Source organism: Streptomyces anthophorae, assembly GCF_049310305.1.
Taxonomy (GTDB): Bacteria; Actinomycetota; Actinomycetes; order Streptomycetales; family Streptomycetaceae; genus Streptomyces.
In genome coordinates this window covers 7,316,085-7,331,498 of record NZ_JBLWQQ010000001.1, presented here as the reverse complement: position 1 = coordinate 7,331,498, position 15,414 = coordinate 7,316,085, and the positions used below count along the sequence as shown (strand labels likewise).

At 71.6% G+C, this 15,414-nt stretch carries 15 protein-coding genes; 7 read left to right on the top strand and 8 right to left on the bottom strand.

All coding sequences use genetic code 11. The features are described 5' to 3' along the window. The first annotated feature begins 35 nt into the window (after positions 1 to 35). From yczE to ACNYS0_RS33325, 4 genes are all read left to right on the top strand, one after another. Complete coding sequence (gene yczE, locus ACNYS0_RS33340; protein ID WP_422478931.1) at positions 36 to 746, top strand: membrane protein YczE; 711 nt, start codon at positions 36 to 38, stop codon at positions 744 to 746. Then, positions 743 to 1,510 (top strand): glycerophosphodiester phosphodiesterase family protein, encoded by a 768-nt coding sequence (locus ACNYS0_RS33335; protein WP_422478929.1) that lies wholly within the window; start codon positions 743 to 745, stop codon positions 1,508 to 1,510. The genes yczE and ACNYS0_RS33335 overlap by 4 nt, the downstream gene beginning before the upstream one ends. Before the next feature lie 46 nt (positions 1,511 to 1,556). Continuing rightward, entirely contained in the window at positions 1,557 to 2,912 is a 1,356-nt protein-coding gene (locus ACNYS0_RS33330; protein ID WP_422406050.1) for an MFS transporter, read from the top strand. 256 nt (positions 2,913 to 3,168) lie between these two features. Further along, positions 3,169 to 3,549 carry an RNA polymerase-binding protein RbpA gene (locus ACNYS0_RS33325; RefSeq protein ID WP_266721963.1) on the top strand — a complete coding sequence of 127 codons (381 nt, stop codon included), beginning with the start codon at positions 3,169 to 3,171 and terminating at the stop codon, positions 3,547 to 3,549. Positions 3,550 to 3,631: 82 nt separating this feature from the next. Here the strand turns inward: ACNYS0_RS33325 and fxsA are convergent, their stop codons facing one another. The 4 genes from fxsA to ACNYS0_RS33305 form a co-directional block, all read right to left on the bottom strand. Then, a complete protein-coding gene (gene fxsA / locus ACNYS0_RS33320) occupies positions 3,632 to 4,228 on the bottom strand; it encodes an FxsA family membrane protein (RefSeq protein ID WP_422478927.1) in 597 nt (198 codons plus the stop codon). A 58-nt stretch (positions 4,229 to 4,286) separates the two neighbouring features. Beyond that, positions 4,287 to 5,060 (bottom strand): polyprenol monophosphomannose synthase, encoded by a 774-nt coding sequence (locus ACNYS0_RS33315; RefSeq protein ID WP_422478925.1) that lies wholly within the window; start codon positions 5,058 to 5,060, stop codon positions 4,287 to 4,289. A 550-nt stretch (positions 5,061 to 5,610) separates the two neighbouring features. Continuing rightward, entirely contained in the window at positions 5,611 to 7,233 is a 1,623-nt protein-coding gene (locus tag ACNYS0_RS33310) for an amidohydrolase (protein WP_422478923.1), read from the bottom strand. 545 nt (positions 7,234 to 7,778) lie between these two features. After that, positions 7,779 to 8,219, bottom strand: coding sequence for an Lrp/AsnC family transcriptional regulator (locus ACNYS0_RS33305; RefSeq protein WP_327664359.1), 441 nt, complete (start codon positions 8,217 to 8,219; stop codon positions 7,779 to 7,781). Between the two features lie 233 nt (positions 8,220 to 8,452). On the opposite strand from ACNYS0_RS33305, the gene ACNYS0_RS33300 reads away from it, so the two are divergent. Continuing rightward, on the top strand, positions 8,453 to 8,905 hold the full coding sequence (locus ACNYS0_RS33300) for a hypothetical protein (protein ID WP_422478921.1): 453 nt from the start codon (positions 8,453 to 8,455) through the stop codon (positions 8,903 to 8,905). Positions 8,906 to 8,909: 4 nt separating this feature from the next. Here ACNYS0_RS33300 and ACNYS0_RS33295 read toward each other — a convergent pair whose 3' ends face one another. Both ACNYS0_RS33295 and ACNYS0_RS33290 read right to left on the bottom strand, forming a co-directional pair. Next, complete coding sequence (locus tag ACNYS0_RS33295; RefSeq protein ID WP_422478919.1) at positions 8,910 to 10,028, bottom strand: phosphotransferase family protein; 1,119 nt, start codon at positions 10,026 to 10,028, stop codon at positions 8,910 to 8,912. Positions 10,029 to 10,056: 28 nt separating this feature from the next. After that, positions 10,057 to 11,208, bottom strand: a complete 1,152-nt coding sequence (locus ACNYS0_RS33290; protein WP_479685801.1) for an Rv3169 family protein — start codon at positions 11,206 to 11,208, stop codon at positions 10,057 to 10,059. 564 nt (positions 11,209 to 11,772) lie between these two features. On the opposite strand from ACNYS0_RS33290, the gene ACNYS0_RS33285 reads away from it, so the two are divergent. Next, positions 11,773 to 11,898 (top strand): hypothetical protein, encoded by a 126-nt coding sequence (locus ACNYS0_RS33285; RefSeq protein WP_422478917.1) that lies wholly within the window; start codon positions 11,773 to 11,775, stop codon positions 11,896 to 11,898. A gap of 20 nt (positions 11,899 to 11,918) precedes the next feature. Here ACNYS0_RS33285 and ACNYS0_RS33280 read toward each other — a convergent pair whose 3' ends face one another. Next, positions 11,919 to 13,088 (bottom strand): acyl-CoA dehydrogenase family protein, encoded by a 1,170-nt coding sequence (locus tag ACNYS0_RS33280; RefSeq protein ID WP_422478915.1) that lies wholly within the window; start codon positions 13,086 to 13,088, stop codon positions 11,919 to 11,921. A 307-nt stretch (positions 13,089 to 13,395) separates the two neighbouring features. On the opposite strand from ACNYS0_RS33280, the gene ACNYS0_RS33275 reads away from it, so the two are divergent. Continuing rightward, on the top strand, positions 13,396 to 14,637 hold the full coding sequence (locus tag ACNYS0_RS33275) for a glycoside hydrolase family 18 protein (RefSeq protein WP_422478913.1): 1,242 nt from the start codon (positions 13,396 to 13,398) through the stop codon (positions 14,635 to 14,637). Between the two features lie 51 nt (positions 14,638 to 14,688). Here ACNYS0_RS33275 and ACNYS0_RS33270 read toward each other — a convergent pair whose 3' ends face one another. After that, positions 14,689 to 15,318, bottom strand: coding sequence for a TetR/AcrR family transcriptional regulator (locus ACNYS0_RS33270; RefSeq protein WP_422478911.1), 630 nt, complete (start codon positions 15,316 to 15,318; stop codon positions 14,689 to 14,691). Positions 15,319 to 15,414: the final 96 nt, after the last annotated feature.

Below are 15,414 nucleotides of genomic sequence, written 5' to 3'. Positions count from 1 at the left end.
CATGGTTGGCATCCGATTCCACGCCACAGAGTGTCATGCGTCAGGCCACTACCACCACAGAGGGGCTCACCTTGTCCGCGTCACCGTCCGCTCCGTCGCCCGGCGGCCCGCTCGTCCGCCGCCTCGTGCAGCTCTACGCGGGACTCGCGCTGTACGGCGCCAGTTCGGCGCTCCTCGTGGAGGCGGGCCTCGGCCTGGAGCCCTGGGGCGTGCTGCACCAGGGGCTCGCCGAGCTGACGGGCATCTCCATCGGCGTCGTGTCGATCATCGCGGGCGCGATCGTGCTGCTCCTGTGGATCCCGCTGCGGCAGCGGCCGGGCCTCGGCACCGTCTCGAACGTCTTCGTGGTGGGCCTCGCGATCGACGGCACGCTCGCGGCCGTCCCCGAAGCGCACTCCTACGGAGTGCGCATCCCGTTGATGCTGGCCGGCATCGTGCTCAACGGCGCCGCGACCGGCCTCTACATCGCCGCGAAGTTCGGCCCCGGCCCGCGCGACGGTCTCATGACCGGGCTCCACCAGCGCACCGGCCGCTCGATCCGCCTCATGCGCACGGTCGTCGAGGTGGCCGTCGTGGCGAGCGGCTTCCTGCTCGGCGGCACGATCGGCGTCGGCACGGTCCTGTACGCCCTGGCGATCGGCCCGCTCGCGCAGTTCTTCCTGCGCGTCTTCGCCGTCCCCGCGTCGCCCGCAGGTTCCACGGTGGTCGCCGGCGGCACATGGCGCCGGGCGATACTGCGACGGTGACCTCGCGCGTACGCCATCCCTACCTCGACCATCCGGGGCCGCTCGCCCTCGCCCACCGGGGCGGGGCGGCAGACGGTCTGGAGAACACCGTCACCGCGTTCCGCCGCGCGGTGGACCTCGGCTACCGCTACATCGAGACCGATGTGCACGCGACATCCGACGGGCGCCTCGTCGCCTTCCACGACGCCACGCTGGACCGGGTCACGGACGGCGGCGGCAGGATCGCCGACCTCCCGTGGGCCGCAGTGCGCCACGCGCGCGTGGCGGGCACGGAACCGGTGCCGCTCTTCGAGGAGTTGCTGGAGTCGTTCCCGGACGTGCGCTGGAACGTGGACGTCAAGGCGGAGCCCGCTCTCGTACCGCTCCTCGACCTGCTGCGCCGCACGCGCGCGTGGGACCGCGTCTGCGTCGGGTCCTTCTCGGAGGCGCGCGTCGCCCGCGCGCAGACCCTCGCGGGCCCCCGCCTCGCCACGTCGTACGGCACCCGGGGCGCACTCGGCCTGCGTCTTCGCTCGTGCGGGATCCCGGTGACGCTGCGCCGCTCCGCGATCTGCGCCCAGGTGCCGGTGACGCACGGGCGGGTCCGGGTGGTCGACCACCGCTTCGTGCGGGCCGCCCACGCGCGCGGGCTCCAGGTCCACGTGTGGACGGTGAACGACGAGAAGGAGATGCGGCGGCTTCTCGACCTGGGGGTCGATGGCATAGTTTCCGATCACATCGAGACGCTGCGGGACGTCCTCAAGGACCGGGGGACCTGGGTCTGACCGCCCTCCCGCGGCGCCGTACGGCGGGGACGGCAAGGGGACACGGGTGGGCACCGAGATCGCGCGGGAGACGCCGCCGGGGGCGTCGACCCCCGCCGAGCGCAAACGCGAGCAGCGCGGCTGGTACTTCTACGACTGGGCGTGCTCGGTCTATTCGACCAGCGTCCTGACGGTGTTCCTGGGCCCGTACCTGACCTCGGTCGCGAAGGCGGCGGCCGACCCGGACGGCTTCGTGCACCCGCTGGGCATCCCGGTCCGCGCGGGCTCGTTCTTCGCGTACTCGGTCTCCCTCTCGGTGATCCTGTCGATCTTCGTGATGCCCCTCGCGGGCGCTGCGGCGGACCGTACGGGCCGCAAGAAGCCGCTGCTCGCGCTCTGCGCCTACATAGGCGCCGCGGCGACGGCCGGGATGTTCTTCCTGGACGGCGACCGCTATCTGCTGGGCGGCCTGCTCCTCGTCGTCGCGAACTCCTCGCTCGCCGTCTCGATGGTGCTCTACAACTCGTACCTGCCGCAGATCGCGCCCCCGGAGGAGCGCGACGCGGTCTCCTCGCGCGGCTGGGCCTTCGGCTACGCCTCGGGCGCCCTCGTCCTCCTGGCGAACCTGGTGCTGTACACGGCCCACGACACCTTCGGGGTCTCCGAGTCGACGGCGGTACGCATCTGCCTGGCGTCGGCGGGCGTGTGGTGGGGCGCGTTCACCGTGGTGCCGCTACGCCGCCTGCGCGACCGGCGCACGGAGCCCACGCCGGGTGGTACGGCCTCCGGCCCGCGGCAGCTCCTGGCCACGGTGAAGGACATGCGCCGCCACCCGCTGACGCTCTCCTTCCTCCTGGCCTACCTCGTCTACAACGACGGCGTGCAGACGGTGATCTCGCAGGCCTCCGTGTACGGCTCCGAGGAGCTGGGGCTCGACCAGTCGACGCTCATCGTGGCGGTGCTCCTCGTGCAGCTCCTGGCGGTGGCCGGAGCGCTCGCGATGGGCCGCCTCGCGCGCGTGTACGGCGCCAAACGCACGATCCTCGGGTCCCTGGTGGCGTGGACGGTGACGATCGGGGCCGGCTACTTCCTGCCCGCCGGGGCGCCCGCGTGGTTCTTCGTGCTCGCCGCCGGGATCGGGCTCGTCCTGGGCGGCACCCAGGCGCTGTCCCGCTCGCTGTTCTCGCATCTCGTACCGGCCGGGAAGGAGGCCGAGTACTTCTCCGCATACGAGATGAGCGACCGCGGGATGAGCTGGGTGGGGCCTCTGGTGTTCGGGCTCGCGTACCAGCTGACCGGGAGTTATCGGGACGCGATCGGGTCCCTTGTTGCCTTCTTCGTGATCGGTTTTGTCCTGCTCGCGCGGGTTCCGGTCCAGCGGGCGGTCCGCGACGCGGGCAACTCCGTACCGGCCCGGATTTAGCACCTGAAGGCAAATCCCGGTAGTGTACGCGGTTGGCCTGCCAGGCGTACCGTTACTGCACGTCTAGATCGCGAAACGCCAGGTGACATCCTGCGTGAGATGTGACAAACCGGTCACGGGTGGGTACAACAAGGGGCGGCTACGACGGCGACGCATGACCCGGGAACCGGGAATCTTTACCGCCGACCGGACGTTGACCGGATGACGACGACAGCGACACCTGTCCTGTGGGCGACAAGCCCGGGAGGCACGATTCATGAGTGAGCGAGCTCTTCGCGGCACACGCCTCGTAGTGACCAGCTACGAGACGGACCGCGGCATCGACCTGGCCCCGCGCCAGGCCGTGGAGTACGCATGCGAGAAGGGACATCGCTTTGAGATGCCCTTCTCGGTGGAGGCCGAAATTCCGCCGGAGTGGGAGTGCAAGGTCTGCGGGGCCCAGGCACTTCTCGTGGACGGCGACGGCCCTGAGGAGAAGAAGGGCAAGCCGGCTCGTACGCATTGGGACATGCTGATGGAGCGGCGCACCCGTGAGGAGCTCGAAGAGGTCCTCGAGGAGCGTCTGGCAGTTCTGCGTTCGGGCGCGATGAACATCGCGGTGCACCCGCGGGACAACAGCGGACGCAAGTCGGCCTGAGTTCCACAGACACCGCAGCACAACGGCCGGGGCCGGACACACACCGTGTGTCCGGCCCCGGCCGTTCGTCGTGCGTGGCCCGTCAGGGCGTGAGCGGCGGCCGCTGGTCCGTGTCGTCCCCGCGCGGGCCCGGACGCTCGTCGTCCCTGATGACCTCGCCCTGGATCACGGTGCCGCCGGACTGCCGCATCCGGGCCTGCTGGAAGGCGTCACCGAACGTTCCCTGGCCCGCCGTCGCGCCCATCTTCCGCTCGACCTTGCGCTCGGTGTACCGGCTCAGCGCCGTGCGCAGCGGCGGCACGAGCAGCAGCAGGCCGAGAGCGTCCGAGATCAGCCCAGGGATCATCAGGAGGAGCCCGGCGAGCATCAGCAGCCCATTGCCCTGCGAGCGCTGCTCAGGGGGCTTGGAGGCCTCGGGAGAGCCACTCTGCTGGCGCTGGAGCGTCTCGGTGAGGTTCTTGAACGCGCGGCGCCCCGCGGACTTCATCACCACGGAACCGAACACGATGCCGGCCACCAGCAGGATGCCGAGCGTGAAGCCGCCGATCGCGCCCGCCACCACCGTGAGCAGCCAGATCTCCAGGACCATCCAGGCCGCGACGCCGAGCGGCAGATACCTGCGGAGCCGGGAGCGCCGGGCTCCGGTGGACGGATTACGAGGCGGAGTGCCAGTGGTCATGCCCCCAGTCTGCCTGGGGCCGGGTCCGATTGGCGTAAGCGGGGGATCAAGATCGCTCTCAGCGATCGCCGGGCTTGCGCCCCAGGACCTTGTCCACCCGCGCGCCGACGCCCCACGTGGTGACGCGCCACAGCGCTTCCACGACGATGTCCTTGCTCATCTTGGAGTCGCCCCGCTCGCGCTCGACGAAGGTGATGGGGACCTCGACGACGTGATAGCCCTCCCGCACCGCGCGCCGGGCCAGGTCGACCTGGAAGCAGTAGCCCTGCGAGGCGACCTCGTCGAGGCCGAGGCCCTCCAGGGTCTCCCTGCGGAAGGCGCGGTAGCCCCCGGTGACGTCGCGGAGCGGGACGTCCAGGAGGAGACGCGAGTACGTGGAGCCGCCGCGGGAGATGAACTGCCGGGACCTGGGCCAGTTGACGATGCGCCCGCCCGGTACCCAGCGCGAGCCCAGGACCAGGTCGGCGCCCTTCAGCGCGGTCAGCAGCCGTGGCAGCTCCTCCGGCTGGTGGGAGCCGTCGGCGTCCATCTCGACCAGCACGCCGTAGCCGTGCTCCATGCCCCAGGCGAAGCCCGCCAGGTAGGCGGCGCCCAGTCCCTCCTTGCCGGTGCGGTGCAGGACGTGCACCTGCTCGTCCTCGGCGGCCAGCTCATCGGCGAGTTTGCCGGTGCCGTCGGGGCTGTTGTCGTCGGCGATCAGGACGTGCGCGGCAGGCACGGACTCCCGGACGCGGCCGACGACGGGCTTGATGTTCTCCGCCTCGTTGTAGGTCGGGATGATCACCAAGGTCGTGCCCAGAGGGCCGAACTTCCGCCCACCGCCGTCGCTCACAGCTTCCCCTTAAAACTTCCGTCCACAGGGGGACCACCATAGCGAGCACCCCAGTTCACGCCGATAAGGCGCCCTGGATGAGCCGAATGAGCCGGATGAGCCGGCGCGGGCCGGAAACGAAACCGGTCACTGCGGATCGACGAATACTGCGGATCGGGGCCGGGCGTCCTTCGGGCCGACCTGGGGCCCGCTGGCTGCGGGTCGACCTAAAGCCGTTGTCTACTGAACGCCCGGGCCCCACCCGGGTCGCACCTGGCCGACCGGCCGGAACGTTCCAGCGCCCCGTGGCGCGGGCGCTGGGCCTGGCTCCCAGTGGTGGTACGCCGGTGCGGCGCACCACCCCCTGACCCAGCTGCGTTCTACGACTGCCTGGACTTCCCCGGTCGAACCTGGAGGTGGTGGACCCGGCCGAACCTACCCGTCGACCGCCGCGCCTTGTCAACAGGCGTTCGACCTGCGGCTCTCCGCGAACTCCGCTGGTCAGCGCGGAGGATTCGCAGGTCGCACGGGACCGTGTCGCCACAAGATCGAAGTCGTGGCGCCCCGGTTATCACTCGTCCGGCCCTACGAAGACCGTCTGACCGAACACCACCGTCCGCAGGCAGACCGGGAGTTGAACTCCCGGGGACAGGTCCGGCAGGCCGGGCGTGCCGGAGCGCGGATCCGTCGACCAGCGGGCCACGCGGTCGTCCGGTGCCTGCACGACCAGCTCGTCCGTGCGCCAGACGGCGTAGTCGGCGGGGGCGCCCGGGACGAGGATGCCCGCGTCGTCGCGGCCCACGGCACGCCAGCCGCCGCGCGTGTGGGCGGTGAACGCGGCGCGTACGGAGACGCGGTGTTCGGGCGTCCGGTGGAAGGCGGCGGCGCGGATCGTGCCCCACGGGTCGAGCGGGGTCACCGGGCTGTCGGAGCCGAAGGCGAGCGGGACGCCGGCCTTCAGCAGGGCCGCGTACGGGTTGAGGGTGCGCGCCCGCTCGGCGCCGAGGCGGTCGGCGTACATGCCGTCCGCACCGCCCCACAGGGCGTCGAAGGCGGGCTGTACGGAGGCGGTGAGGCCGAACTCGGCGAAGCCGGCGACGGTTTCGGGGGTGAGCATCTCCGCGTGCTCCACGCGGTGCCTGGCCGCGCGTACGCGCGCGAGGCCGACCTTCTCCGCCGCGGCGCGCATGCCGTCGACCACCGCGGTGACGGCGGCGTCGCCGATGGCGTGAAAGCCCGCCTGGAGGCCGGACTCCGTGCAGGCGACCACGTGGGCGGCGATGTCCTCGGCCGACATGTAGGCGGTGCCGTTGTGCGGCGCCGCGGCGAGGTCCGCGTAGGGCTCGTGCAGGCACGCCGTGTGGGAGCCGAGGGCGCCGTCGACGAACAGGTCGCCCGCGGCGCCCAGCGCGCCGAGTGCGCGGGCGCGTTGGATGTCGCGGTCCGCCCAGTAGCCGGCCACGCGCGGGCCCGGCTCCGAGCGGGCGAGGTCGAGCAGGCCGGTGAAGTCGTCCTCGGAGGAGATGTCGGGGCCCGCGCACTCGTGGACCGAGCCGATGCCGAGCGAGGCGGCGTGCCGGAGTGCGGCGCGCTGGGCCTCCGTACGTTGCTGGGGGCCCACGGCGGCGAGGGCCGCGGCGCGGACGGCGTGATGGGCGTCGCGGGTCAGGGGGCCCTCGGGGTCGAATCCGGGGCGGTCCGTGATGCCGGGGACGAGGTCGAGGAGGGCGGTGCTGACGGCGGCCGAGTGCACGTCGATGCGGGAGAGGTAGACGGGACGGCCCGCCGTGGCCTCGTCGAGTTCGGCGCGGGTGAGGGGGGTGCGGTCGGGCCAGCGGGCGGCGTCCCAGCCGTGGCCGAGGAGGACGCGGTCGGTGGGGTTGGCCGCGGCGTGTTCCCGTACGAGGGTCAGGGCTTCGGCGCGGGTGCGGGCGGCCGTGAGGTCGAGGCCGGTCAGGGCGAGGCCGGTCGACGTGGTGTGGACGTGGGCGTCGGTGAACGCCGGGGTCACCAGGGCGCCGTCGAGGTCGATCACCTCGTCCACGCCGTCCGTGAACGCGTCCGCCGCGCCCTCCGAGCCGACCCAGGCGACGTGGCCCGCCTCCACGACCATCGCGGTGGCGAACGGGTCGGCCGGGCTGTGGATCTCGCCTCTGCGCAGGAGGACGGTGCGGGGGGTGGAGGGCGTGCTCATGGTGACAGTTTCCCGTGTCGGTGGGGTGGGGTGCGTCGGGGGGTGTGCGGAGCCGTGGTTTTTCGACCTGTGCCGGGGTCGGGGCCTCCCGTCATGGGTGCGCGGCACCGGGGTTTTCGACCTGTGCCGGGGGGGCGCTTCCCGTCATGGGTGCGCCGCGCCGGGGTTTTCGACCCGTACCGGGGTCGGCGCCTCCCGTCATGGGTGCGCGGCACCGGGCGCCGCCTTGCCCACCCTGCCGCCCAAGGCGGCAGATTGCCCAAGGCGGGGGGCGGCCCGCCGATACGGGTGGGGAGCGTAGCGGAGGGCGGGCGCCGAAGGCGGGGGCGGCACCCCGTCAGGCCGACGCCCCCGGAGGGGGCGGGTGGGTGGGAGATGGGCGGGGGGGGAGGAGATGGCCCCCCGGGGGGAGGAGGAGATGGGTCCCGGAGGGGGCACGAGGCGTAGGTCCGGTGGGCCGCAACGGCGCGGACGCGCATCGGCCAGTCGCTCGCCGTCCGTCCGGAGCGAGGCCGTCGGGGCCGGGGAGCCGGCGCGGCCGTTCGCTAGACCCTCGGGGGCCTCGCCTCGTACGGGGTGGAGAGGACCACCGTCGTGCGGGTGGAGACGCCGGCCAGGGAGCGGACTCGGGCCAGGAGGTTTTCCAGCTCGTGGGGGGTCTCGACCCGCACCTTGAGGATGTAGTTCTCGTCGCCGGCCACGCTGTGGCACGCCTCGATCTCCGGCACGCCCGCGAGGCGCTCCGCGATGTCGTCGGGGGCGCTCGGGTCGAACGGTTTCACCGAGATGAACGCGGTGAGCGGCAGGCCGACCGACTCCGGGTCGACGACCGCGGCGTAGCCACGGATCACGCCGCGCTGTTCGAGGCGGCGCACCCGCTGGTGCACCGCGGACGTGGACAGGCCCGTGGCCTTGCCCAGGTCGGTGTAGCTCATCCGCCCGTCCTTGACGAGCAGCTGCACAATCTGTCGGTCGAGCTCCTCCATGCCGCTGAACCTACCCGTCCCTTGATCCTCACGGATACCTGAAGGAACGAGATGGGCGATACGTCTACCGCCGGACGGGCAAGTCCATTCGACATGTGACGAACACCACAGGCCTGGGGCCGTGTCCACCGGCATGGAGTGATTACCTCGACGAGGAGCCGGGAAATGCTTGCTGTGGCCGAGGCCGCCACTCATGGACATCAGCGGCCGGCCCACCCGAGGGGGAGAATCCCATGCAGAGTGTGAAGCGTTCCGGACGTTCTGGCGCGCGCGGACGGCAGCAGGCGATCGCCGAGCCCCAGCCGGAGGGCGTCGAACCCGACCTCTTCGGCACCGAGGGGGACGCGGGCGACGGATACGAGACGTTCGAGATGTACCGGGTGGCCTGCCCCGACTGCGGCAAGGCCATCGCCCTCCTCGCGGAGGAGGAGGTGCTGCCGGAGCACGCCCATGTCACGTCGCCCTGGGACCCGTTCGGGCTCACCGTCTGCGTCGGCAGTGGCAGGACCGTCACGGACGCCCTGCCCACGGACGACCTGATCGGCACCCAAGAGCAGGACGCCGCAATCCTTTTGACGCTCCCTCAGGGACTCGACTGGCGTACACAGCCGTTCTCGCACGCCGGTGGCCCCGGCTCGCGCCCCATCCGGGTGCCCGACCAGCCCTACCGCCGGGCCGCCGCCTGATCCGCTACGACCGGTCGGCCCAGTAGCTGCCCCGCACCATGGCCCGCAAGGTGTCGTGGTGCAGGATCAGCGTGTCCGGGTCCGCGGGCGCGGTGGCCTCGCCGAAATGGATCTGCCGGTAGGCGACGCGGAGCATGACGACGGCGTGCCGCAGGGCCGCGTAGAGCGTGTAGAAGTCCATGTCGCGCGGGGTGTGCCCGGTGAGTCGGGCATACCGGGCCTCGATGCGGTCGCGGCGCAGGAAGTCCGGCAGCCCGCGCTGCCCGAAGGCCTCGGTCAGGTCCTGGAAGAAGCGGTGCAGATACACCGTCCAGCCGAGGTCGACCTCGCGCGGGGCGAGCGCGGCCATCTCCCAGTCGAGGACGGCGGCGGGCGCGAAGCCGTCCTGCTCGTAGATGATGTTGCCGATGCGGGCGTCGCCCCAGTTGAGGACCGAGGGGCCCGGATCCCGGGGCCACAGCTCCTCCAGGCGCGCGAAGGCGCTCTCGATGAGGGGCGAGGGACTGCGGCCCTCCACCACCCATGCGTAGTAGGCGCGTTGGGCGTCCACGTGCCGGCGCAGCGGGCTGCCCTCCCCCGACAGCTCCAGGAAGGACGCCTCGGCCGCCGGCACGCCGTCGTGCAACCGCGCGAGCACCTGGATGCTCGCGTCCTCCAGGCGTTCCCGCTCGTCGTCGCTCGCCTCGTGCAGCCAGTTCCCCTCGTACGTATAGGGCATGACGTCGGGCGGCACGCGGCCCGCCACCCGTTCCATGACGAAGAACGGGGCGCCGAGCGGCCCCGGGTCCTCCTCCAGCCACAGCACGCGCGGAACCGGAAGGCCGGTGCGCTCGGCCGCGAGGCGCATCGTCCGGTACTGGCGCGGCATGTCGTACACCGGGAAGATCGTGTACGCCGACGGGTCCGCGGCGAGCCGCAACGCGCAGGCACGTACGGGCGGTTCGGGGTGCTCGATGTCGAAGAGCAGCGTCTCGCTGGACATGCCGTTGGACTCGGGGACGGTGACGTTCACCGCCTTCGCCCCGGGCAGCCGGCGGCCGAGCCACGCGGTCAGGCGCCGGGCGATCTCCTCGGGCTCGCGGGTGGACGTGCGGGGCCTGGGCTGTCGAGGTGCTGTCGCCATCGCCGAACTCCCTGTCCGTGAGGGGTGGTTACGACCGTTCGGGAGCCGGGGCCACCGAGTCGAAGCCCGTGAAGCCGCTCGGGTCGTGACGGCCGAAGGAGCCGTGCTCGAAGATGCCGTGCCCGACCTGCCCGTCGAGGGTGAAGCGGGCGGCGTGGTCGATGACCCCGAACGCGGCCCGGGGGTGGGCCGCCGGGTCGGCCAGGTCGTACGTCCGCCGCTCGCACCAGTCGCGGCCGCGCCAGGTCCCGTGCTGCCAGTCGTCGGCCGGCGGGTAGCCCGCGCCGACGGCGAGCGGGGAGGAGGCGAGGATCTCGACGCCCATGTCGAGCGGTTTGCGGTCGACCGGGTCCATGAGGTGGATGACCGCCCGCTCGGGGTGGCGGGTGCCGGGGCGATAGGTTATGTCGGTCTGCGGCCAGCCGAGTTGGCGGTCGCGGTGGCCTTCGCGGACGACCGTGGCGTCGTTCAGGGTGCGGTAGCCGTCGGCGTCCTCCTGGGTGATCACCATGAGGAAGCGGTCGTCGAAGCGGACCGGCGCCCAGATCCAGTGGAAGCCCTCGGTGGGGTACTCCTGTGCGATCCGGCCGCCTTCCTCCCCCGGTATCGGCCGCACGCCCCAGCTCCGGTCGCGGGTCCCGGTCCAGTCGCTCAGCCGGACCTCCCGGCCCCCGATCCGCAGCCATCCGTCGCACCGCCCGGCCTGCACGAACCGCTTGCCCTCCAGGGTGAGCCGCGCCCCCTTGCGCTGGGTGTGGTGCGGCTCCCACAGGGCCGGGAAGTCGGCGCTCCAGTTGATCTCGTACGAGAGCCCGTCGGGGTCGTCCGGATCGGCGGCGCAGGTGAGGACGAAGTCCTTCAGGGGGCGCTCGACCAGGATCTTCAACGGGCCGACCCGCATGTTCATCCGCGTATCGTCACTCAGGGCGTCCGAGGCGCGGACCGCGTGCAGGGTGTCGCCGACGCGCAGGGTGGCGTAGGCGTCGATCACGCCCAGGTTCGGGTAGACGCCGAGGCCGAGGATGAGCAGGAACCGACCCTCGGGGTCGAAGAGGTGGAAGATGCAGCGGTCGTAGGCGTTGCGGTCGCTGGTGGCGACGTGCTTCATCGACAGCGGGACCTGGTGGACGGGCCACTCGTCGAAGGCGACGGGACGGTCGACGGCCTCGTCTGCGGACACGGCAAACCTCCCTGGGAGCACGGCAGTTGACGTCGCCCGGAGGGGTGCGGCCTGCCCGGCGGCGGAGTTGACGGTACGTCAGCTCGGCGTTGCTGGCCAGACGTTCGACCGGCCGGCGCCACGCGTACGGGTATGTCGTGAACTGACGCTCGAATTCGTCAACCAGTGACCCGCCCATCCCTCTTTCGTTGAACGGCCATGACCTCGACGCAGACCTCGGCACCTGCGCCCACGGGACGACGCAGGCGCATCCTCGTACCGGTTACCGCAGAATCGGTTCACCAGGGGCGGCAGTCCCCCACGTCCCACCCGCTCCCCCAGGGCCAGCAGCCGCCTCAGGAACCGCAGTCCCCGCCCACGTCACAGGTTCGGCGCACCCCCCAGGCCGCACCGCCCCCGCGGCCTGCCGCGCCCCCGGCCGCACAACCCCCGGCGCTCCAGCCCGCTGCCCTCCAGCCCGCGGGACCGCAGCCGCTCCCCCGGCCGCAGCAGGCCCGGCCGCAGCAGCAGCCGCACCCGCAACCGCCCCAGCCGCGCCTGCACAACCCGCCGATCTACCAGGCGATGATCACAGCCTGGACCGAGCGCGGCAGGACGCTTCCGGGGTGCGAGGACCCGGAGTGGGCGCGGCTGATCGCGCCCACCGTGCGCACCGGCCAGTTCAGCGCGATGCAGAGCGCACGGCAGTAGGTTCCGCGGCGTCGCGGGACCTACTGCCGGCCCCTCTCAGGGCCGGCGAGGTGACGGGCGATGACCATGCGCTGGATCTGATTGGTGCCCTCGACGATCTGGAGCACCTTCGCCTCGCGCATCAGGCGCTCCACGGGGAAGTCGGCCGTGTAGCCGTAGCCCCCGAGGACCTGCACCGCGTCCGTGGTGACCTTCATCGCGGCGTCCGTGCACAGCAGCTTCGCCATGGCGGCCTGCTTGGAGAACGGCCTGCCCGCGTCCCGCAGCCGGGCCGCCGACAGATACAGGGCGCGGCCCGCCTCGGTCTGCGTCGCCATGTCCGCGAGCATGAAGCGCAGCCCCTGGAAGTCCGCGATGGGCCGGCCGAACTGGGAGCGCCCCTTCGCATAGTCCACCGCCGCGTCGAGCGCGGCCTGCGCGACGCCGACCGCGCAGGCCGCGATCCCGAGGCGGCCCGAGTCGAGCGCCGAGAGGGCGATCTGGAAGCCCTGCCCCTCGTCCCCGAGGCGGCGCGCGTCGCTCACCCGCACCCCGTCCAGGTGGATCTGGGCGGTGGGCGAGCCCTTCATACCCATCTTCTTCTCGGGGAGCGCCGCGCTCAGCCCCGCCGCGTCGCCGGGCACCAGGAACGCCGTGATGCCGTGCGCGCCCTCGCCGCCGGTGCGGGCCAGGACCGTGTAGAAGTCGGCGACGCCGCCGTGGGTGATCCAGGCCTTCGTCCCCGTGAGCACCCAGTCGTCGCCGTCACGGACCGCCTTGGTGCGCAGGGACGCCGCGTCGGAGCCCGAGGACGGCTCGGAGAGGCAGTAGGCGCCGAGCAGGCCGCCGCCCAGCATGTCGGGCAGGTGCTCGGCACGCTGCTGCTTCGTCCCGAAGTTCGCGAGGGCGTGGCAGGACAGCGAGTGCACGCTGACGCCGAGGCCCACCGTGAGACGGGCGGCGGCGAGTTCCTCCAGGACCTGGAGATAGACCTCGTACGGCTGCTCGCCGCCGCCGAACTCGGCGTCGTACGGCAGCCCGAGCAGTCCCGACTCGGAGAGGAGCCCGAAGGTCTCGCGCGGGAAGCGGCCCGCCTCCTCGTCCTCGGCGGCGCGCGGGGCGATCTCCCGCTGCGCGATGTCGCGGACGAGCCGCAGCAGATCCTGAGCTTCGTCCGTCGGCAGCTGACGCTCGACTCCTGGCTCCGGCATGGCGACGCTCTCCTCCCTGGGCGGGCCTGCGGCGACGGCCGCCGGGTGGGCGGGCGCCGCCGGGTGGTCACTGCCGGGCCGATGCTGCCCTTCCGGATCACGGAAAGCGCAGACCAAGCGGCCGCGGCGTGTTGAGTATTCCCGATCCGGAGCGCCCCGTCACTGGTTAACGACCGCTTACTCAAAGTTTTTCCGGGGCGGCCGAATTGGTTCGGACCATTGACCTCACTGGTCTAGTCCTTCTAAGGTGCGGCGCGCAGGTCCACAGCACGAACCCCCACGCTCCCCTCCCCCACGAGGAGACACGATGCTCAGACCGCACCTCCCCAGTACAGGCCTCAAGGCCCTCGTCTCCGCCGCGTGTTGCGCCGTACTCGGCGCGGGCTTGCTCGCCGGAGCGGGCGGCGCCTCCGCACAACAGCAGAGCGACACCGAGCCGAAAGCGGCCGGCTCGAAGGTCGTCGGATACTTCACCGAATGGGGTGTCTACGACCGGAACTACCACGTCAAGAACATCGAGACGTCGGGTTCGGCCGACAAGCTCACGCACATCAACTACTCCTTCGGCAACGTCCAGGGCGGCAAGTGCGCGATGGGCGATTCCTATGCCGCGACCGACAAGGCGTACACGGCCGATCAGTCCGTGGACGGCGTCGCCGACACCTGGGACCAGCCGCTGCGCGGCAACTTCAACCAGCTGCTCAAGCTGAAGAAGAAGCACCCGGACCTCAAGATCCTCTGGTCCTTCGGCGGCTGGACCTGGTCCGGCGGCTTCGGCGAGGCGGCCAAGGACCCGGCCGCGTTCGCGCAGTCCTGCTACGACCTGGTCGAGAACTCCAAGTGGGCCGACGTCTTCGACGGCATCGACATCGACTGGGAGTACCCGAACGCCTGCGGCCTCACCTGCGACACCAGCGGGCGCGACGCGTACAAGAACCTGATGGCGGCGCTGCGTTCGAAGTTCGGCGGCGACTACCTGATCACCTCCGCCATCCCGGCCGACGCCTCGGAGGGCGGCAAGCTGGACGCCGCCGACTACGCGGGCGCCGCCCAGTACGTCGACTGGTACAACCCGATGACGTACGACTTCTTCGGCGCCTGGGACGCGAAGGGCCCTACCGCTCCGCACTCGCCGCTGACCTCGTACGACGGCATCCCGAAGGCGGACTGGCACTCCTCGGCCACCATCGCGAAGCTCAAGGCGATGGGCGTGCCCGCCGGCAAGCTGCTGCTCGGGATCGGGTTCTACGGGCGCGGCTGGACCGGCGTGACGCAGGACGCCCCCGGCGGCACCGCGACCGGGCCCGCGGCCGGCAAGTACGAGCAGGGCATCGACGACTACAAGGAGCTCAAGAGCAAGTGCCCGGCCACCGGCACGGTCGGCGGCACCGCGTACGCGCACTGCGGGAACGACTGGTGGAGCTACGACACCCCGCAGACCATCGCGGGGAAGTCGGACTACAAGAACCAGCAGGGCCTCGGCGGCACCTTCTTCTGGGAGCTGTCCGGGGACACGCCGGACGGTGAGCTGATCAAGGCGATCGGCTAGCCCTCAGCCCCGAACACCCGCCCCCCTGACCACGCGCGTACGTGCGCGTGGTCAGGGGAGCACCGGCGCTGGGTGCGAGGGCTCGAACTCCTCGATCACCCGCAGGGTTTCGCCGAGCGTGCGCACCAACAGGGCGCGCACCGTGTCCCGTTCGAGCTTTTGGTGGCCGATCCAGTCGAGCGTGATGCCCTCGACGCTGCACAGCCAGCCGAGCAGCGCCGTCCGCGCGAGCAGCGGCACCTGTGCCGTCCCGTACGCGGCGCGGGCGATGGTGGCGATCAGCGCGTCCCGCACCTCGTCCCGGATGGCCTGCACCTGGGCGTCGAAGCCCACGCCGCCCGTGACGATCGTGCGGTACGCCGCCTGGTTGTGCTCCGCGTAGCGCAGATAGCCGTCCACCGTGCGGTGCACCCGCTCGACGGGGGCCAGGTCACCGACGCTGCTCGCGCCGTCGACGAGTTCGCCGACGGACTCCTCGATGATCGCCAGGTAGTAGCCGCGCTTGGACGTGAAGTAGTAGTAGATGAGCCCCTTGGCCACGCACGCGTGCTGCGCGATGTCGTCCATGGACAGCGCGTCGTAGGACGTGTCGGCGAACAACTTGCGGCCGATGGCGATGAGTTCGGCGCGGCGGGCGGTGGAGCGGTCGGCGCCGTGCGCCCGCTGTTGGCTGGTGTTCAATTCCGGCCCTGGTCTCGGACTCCGTGCGGATGCCGCAGTATGGCACTTCTCGCGGTGCCCTCAGGACTCCGAGGCGGGGCGCGTCACGTCGCGGTG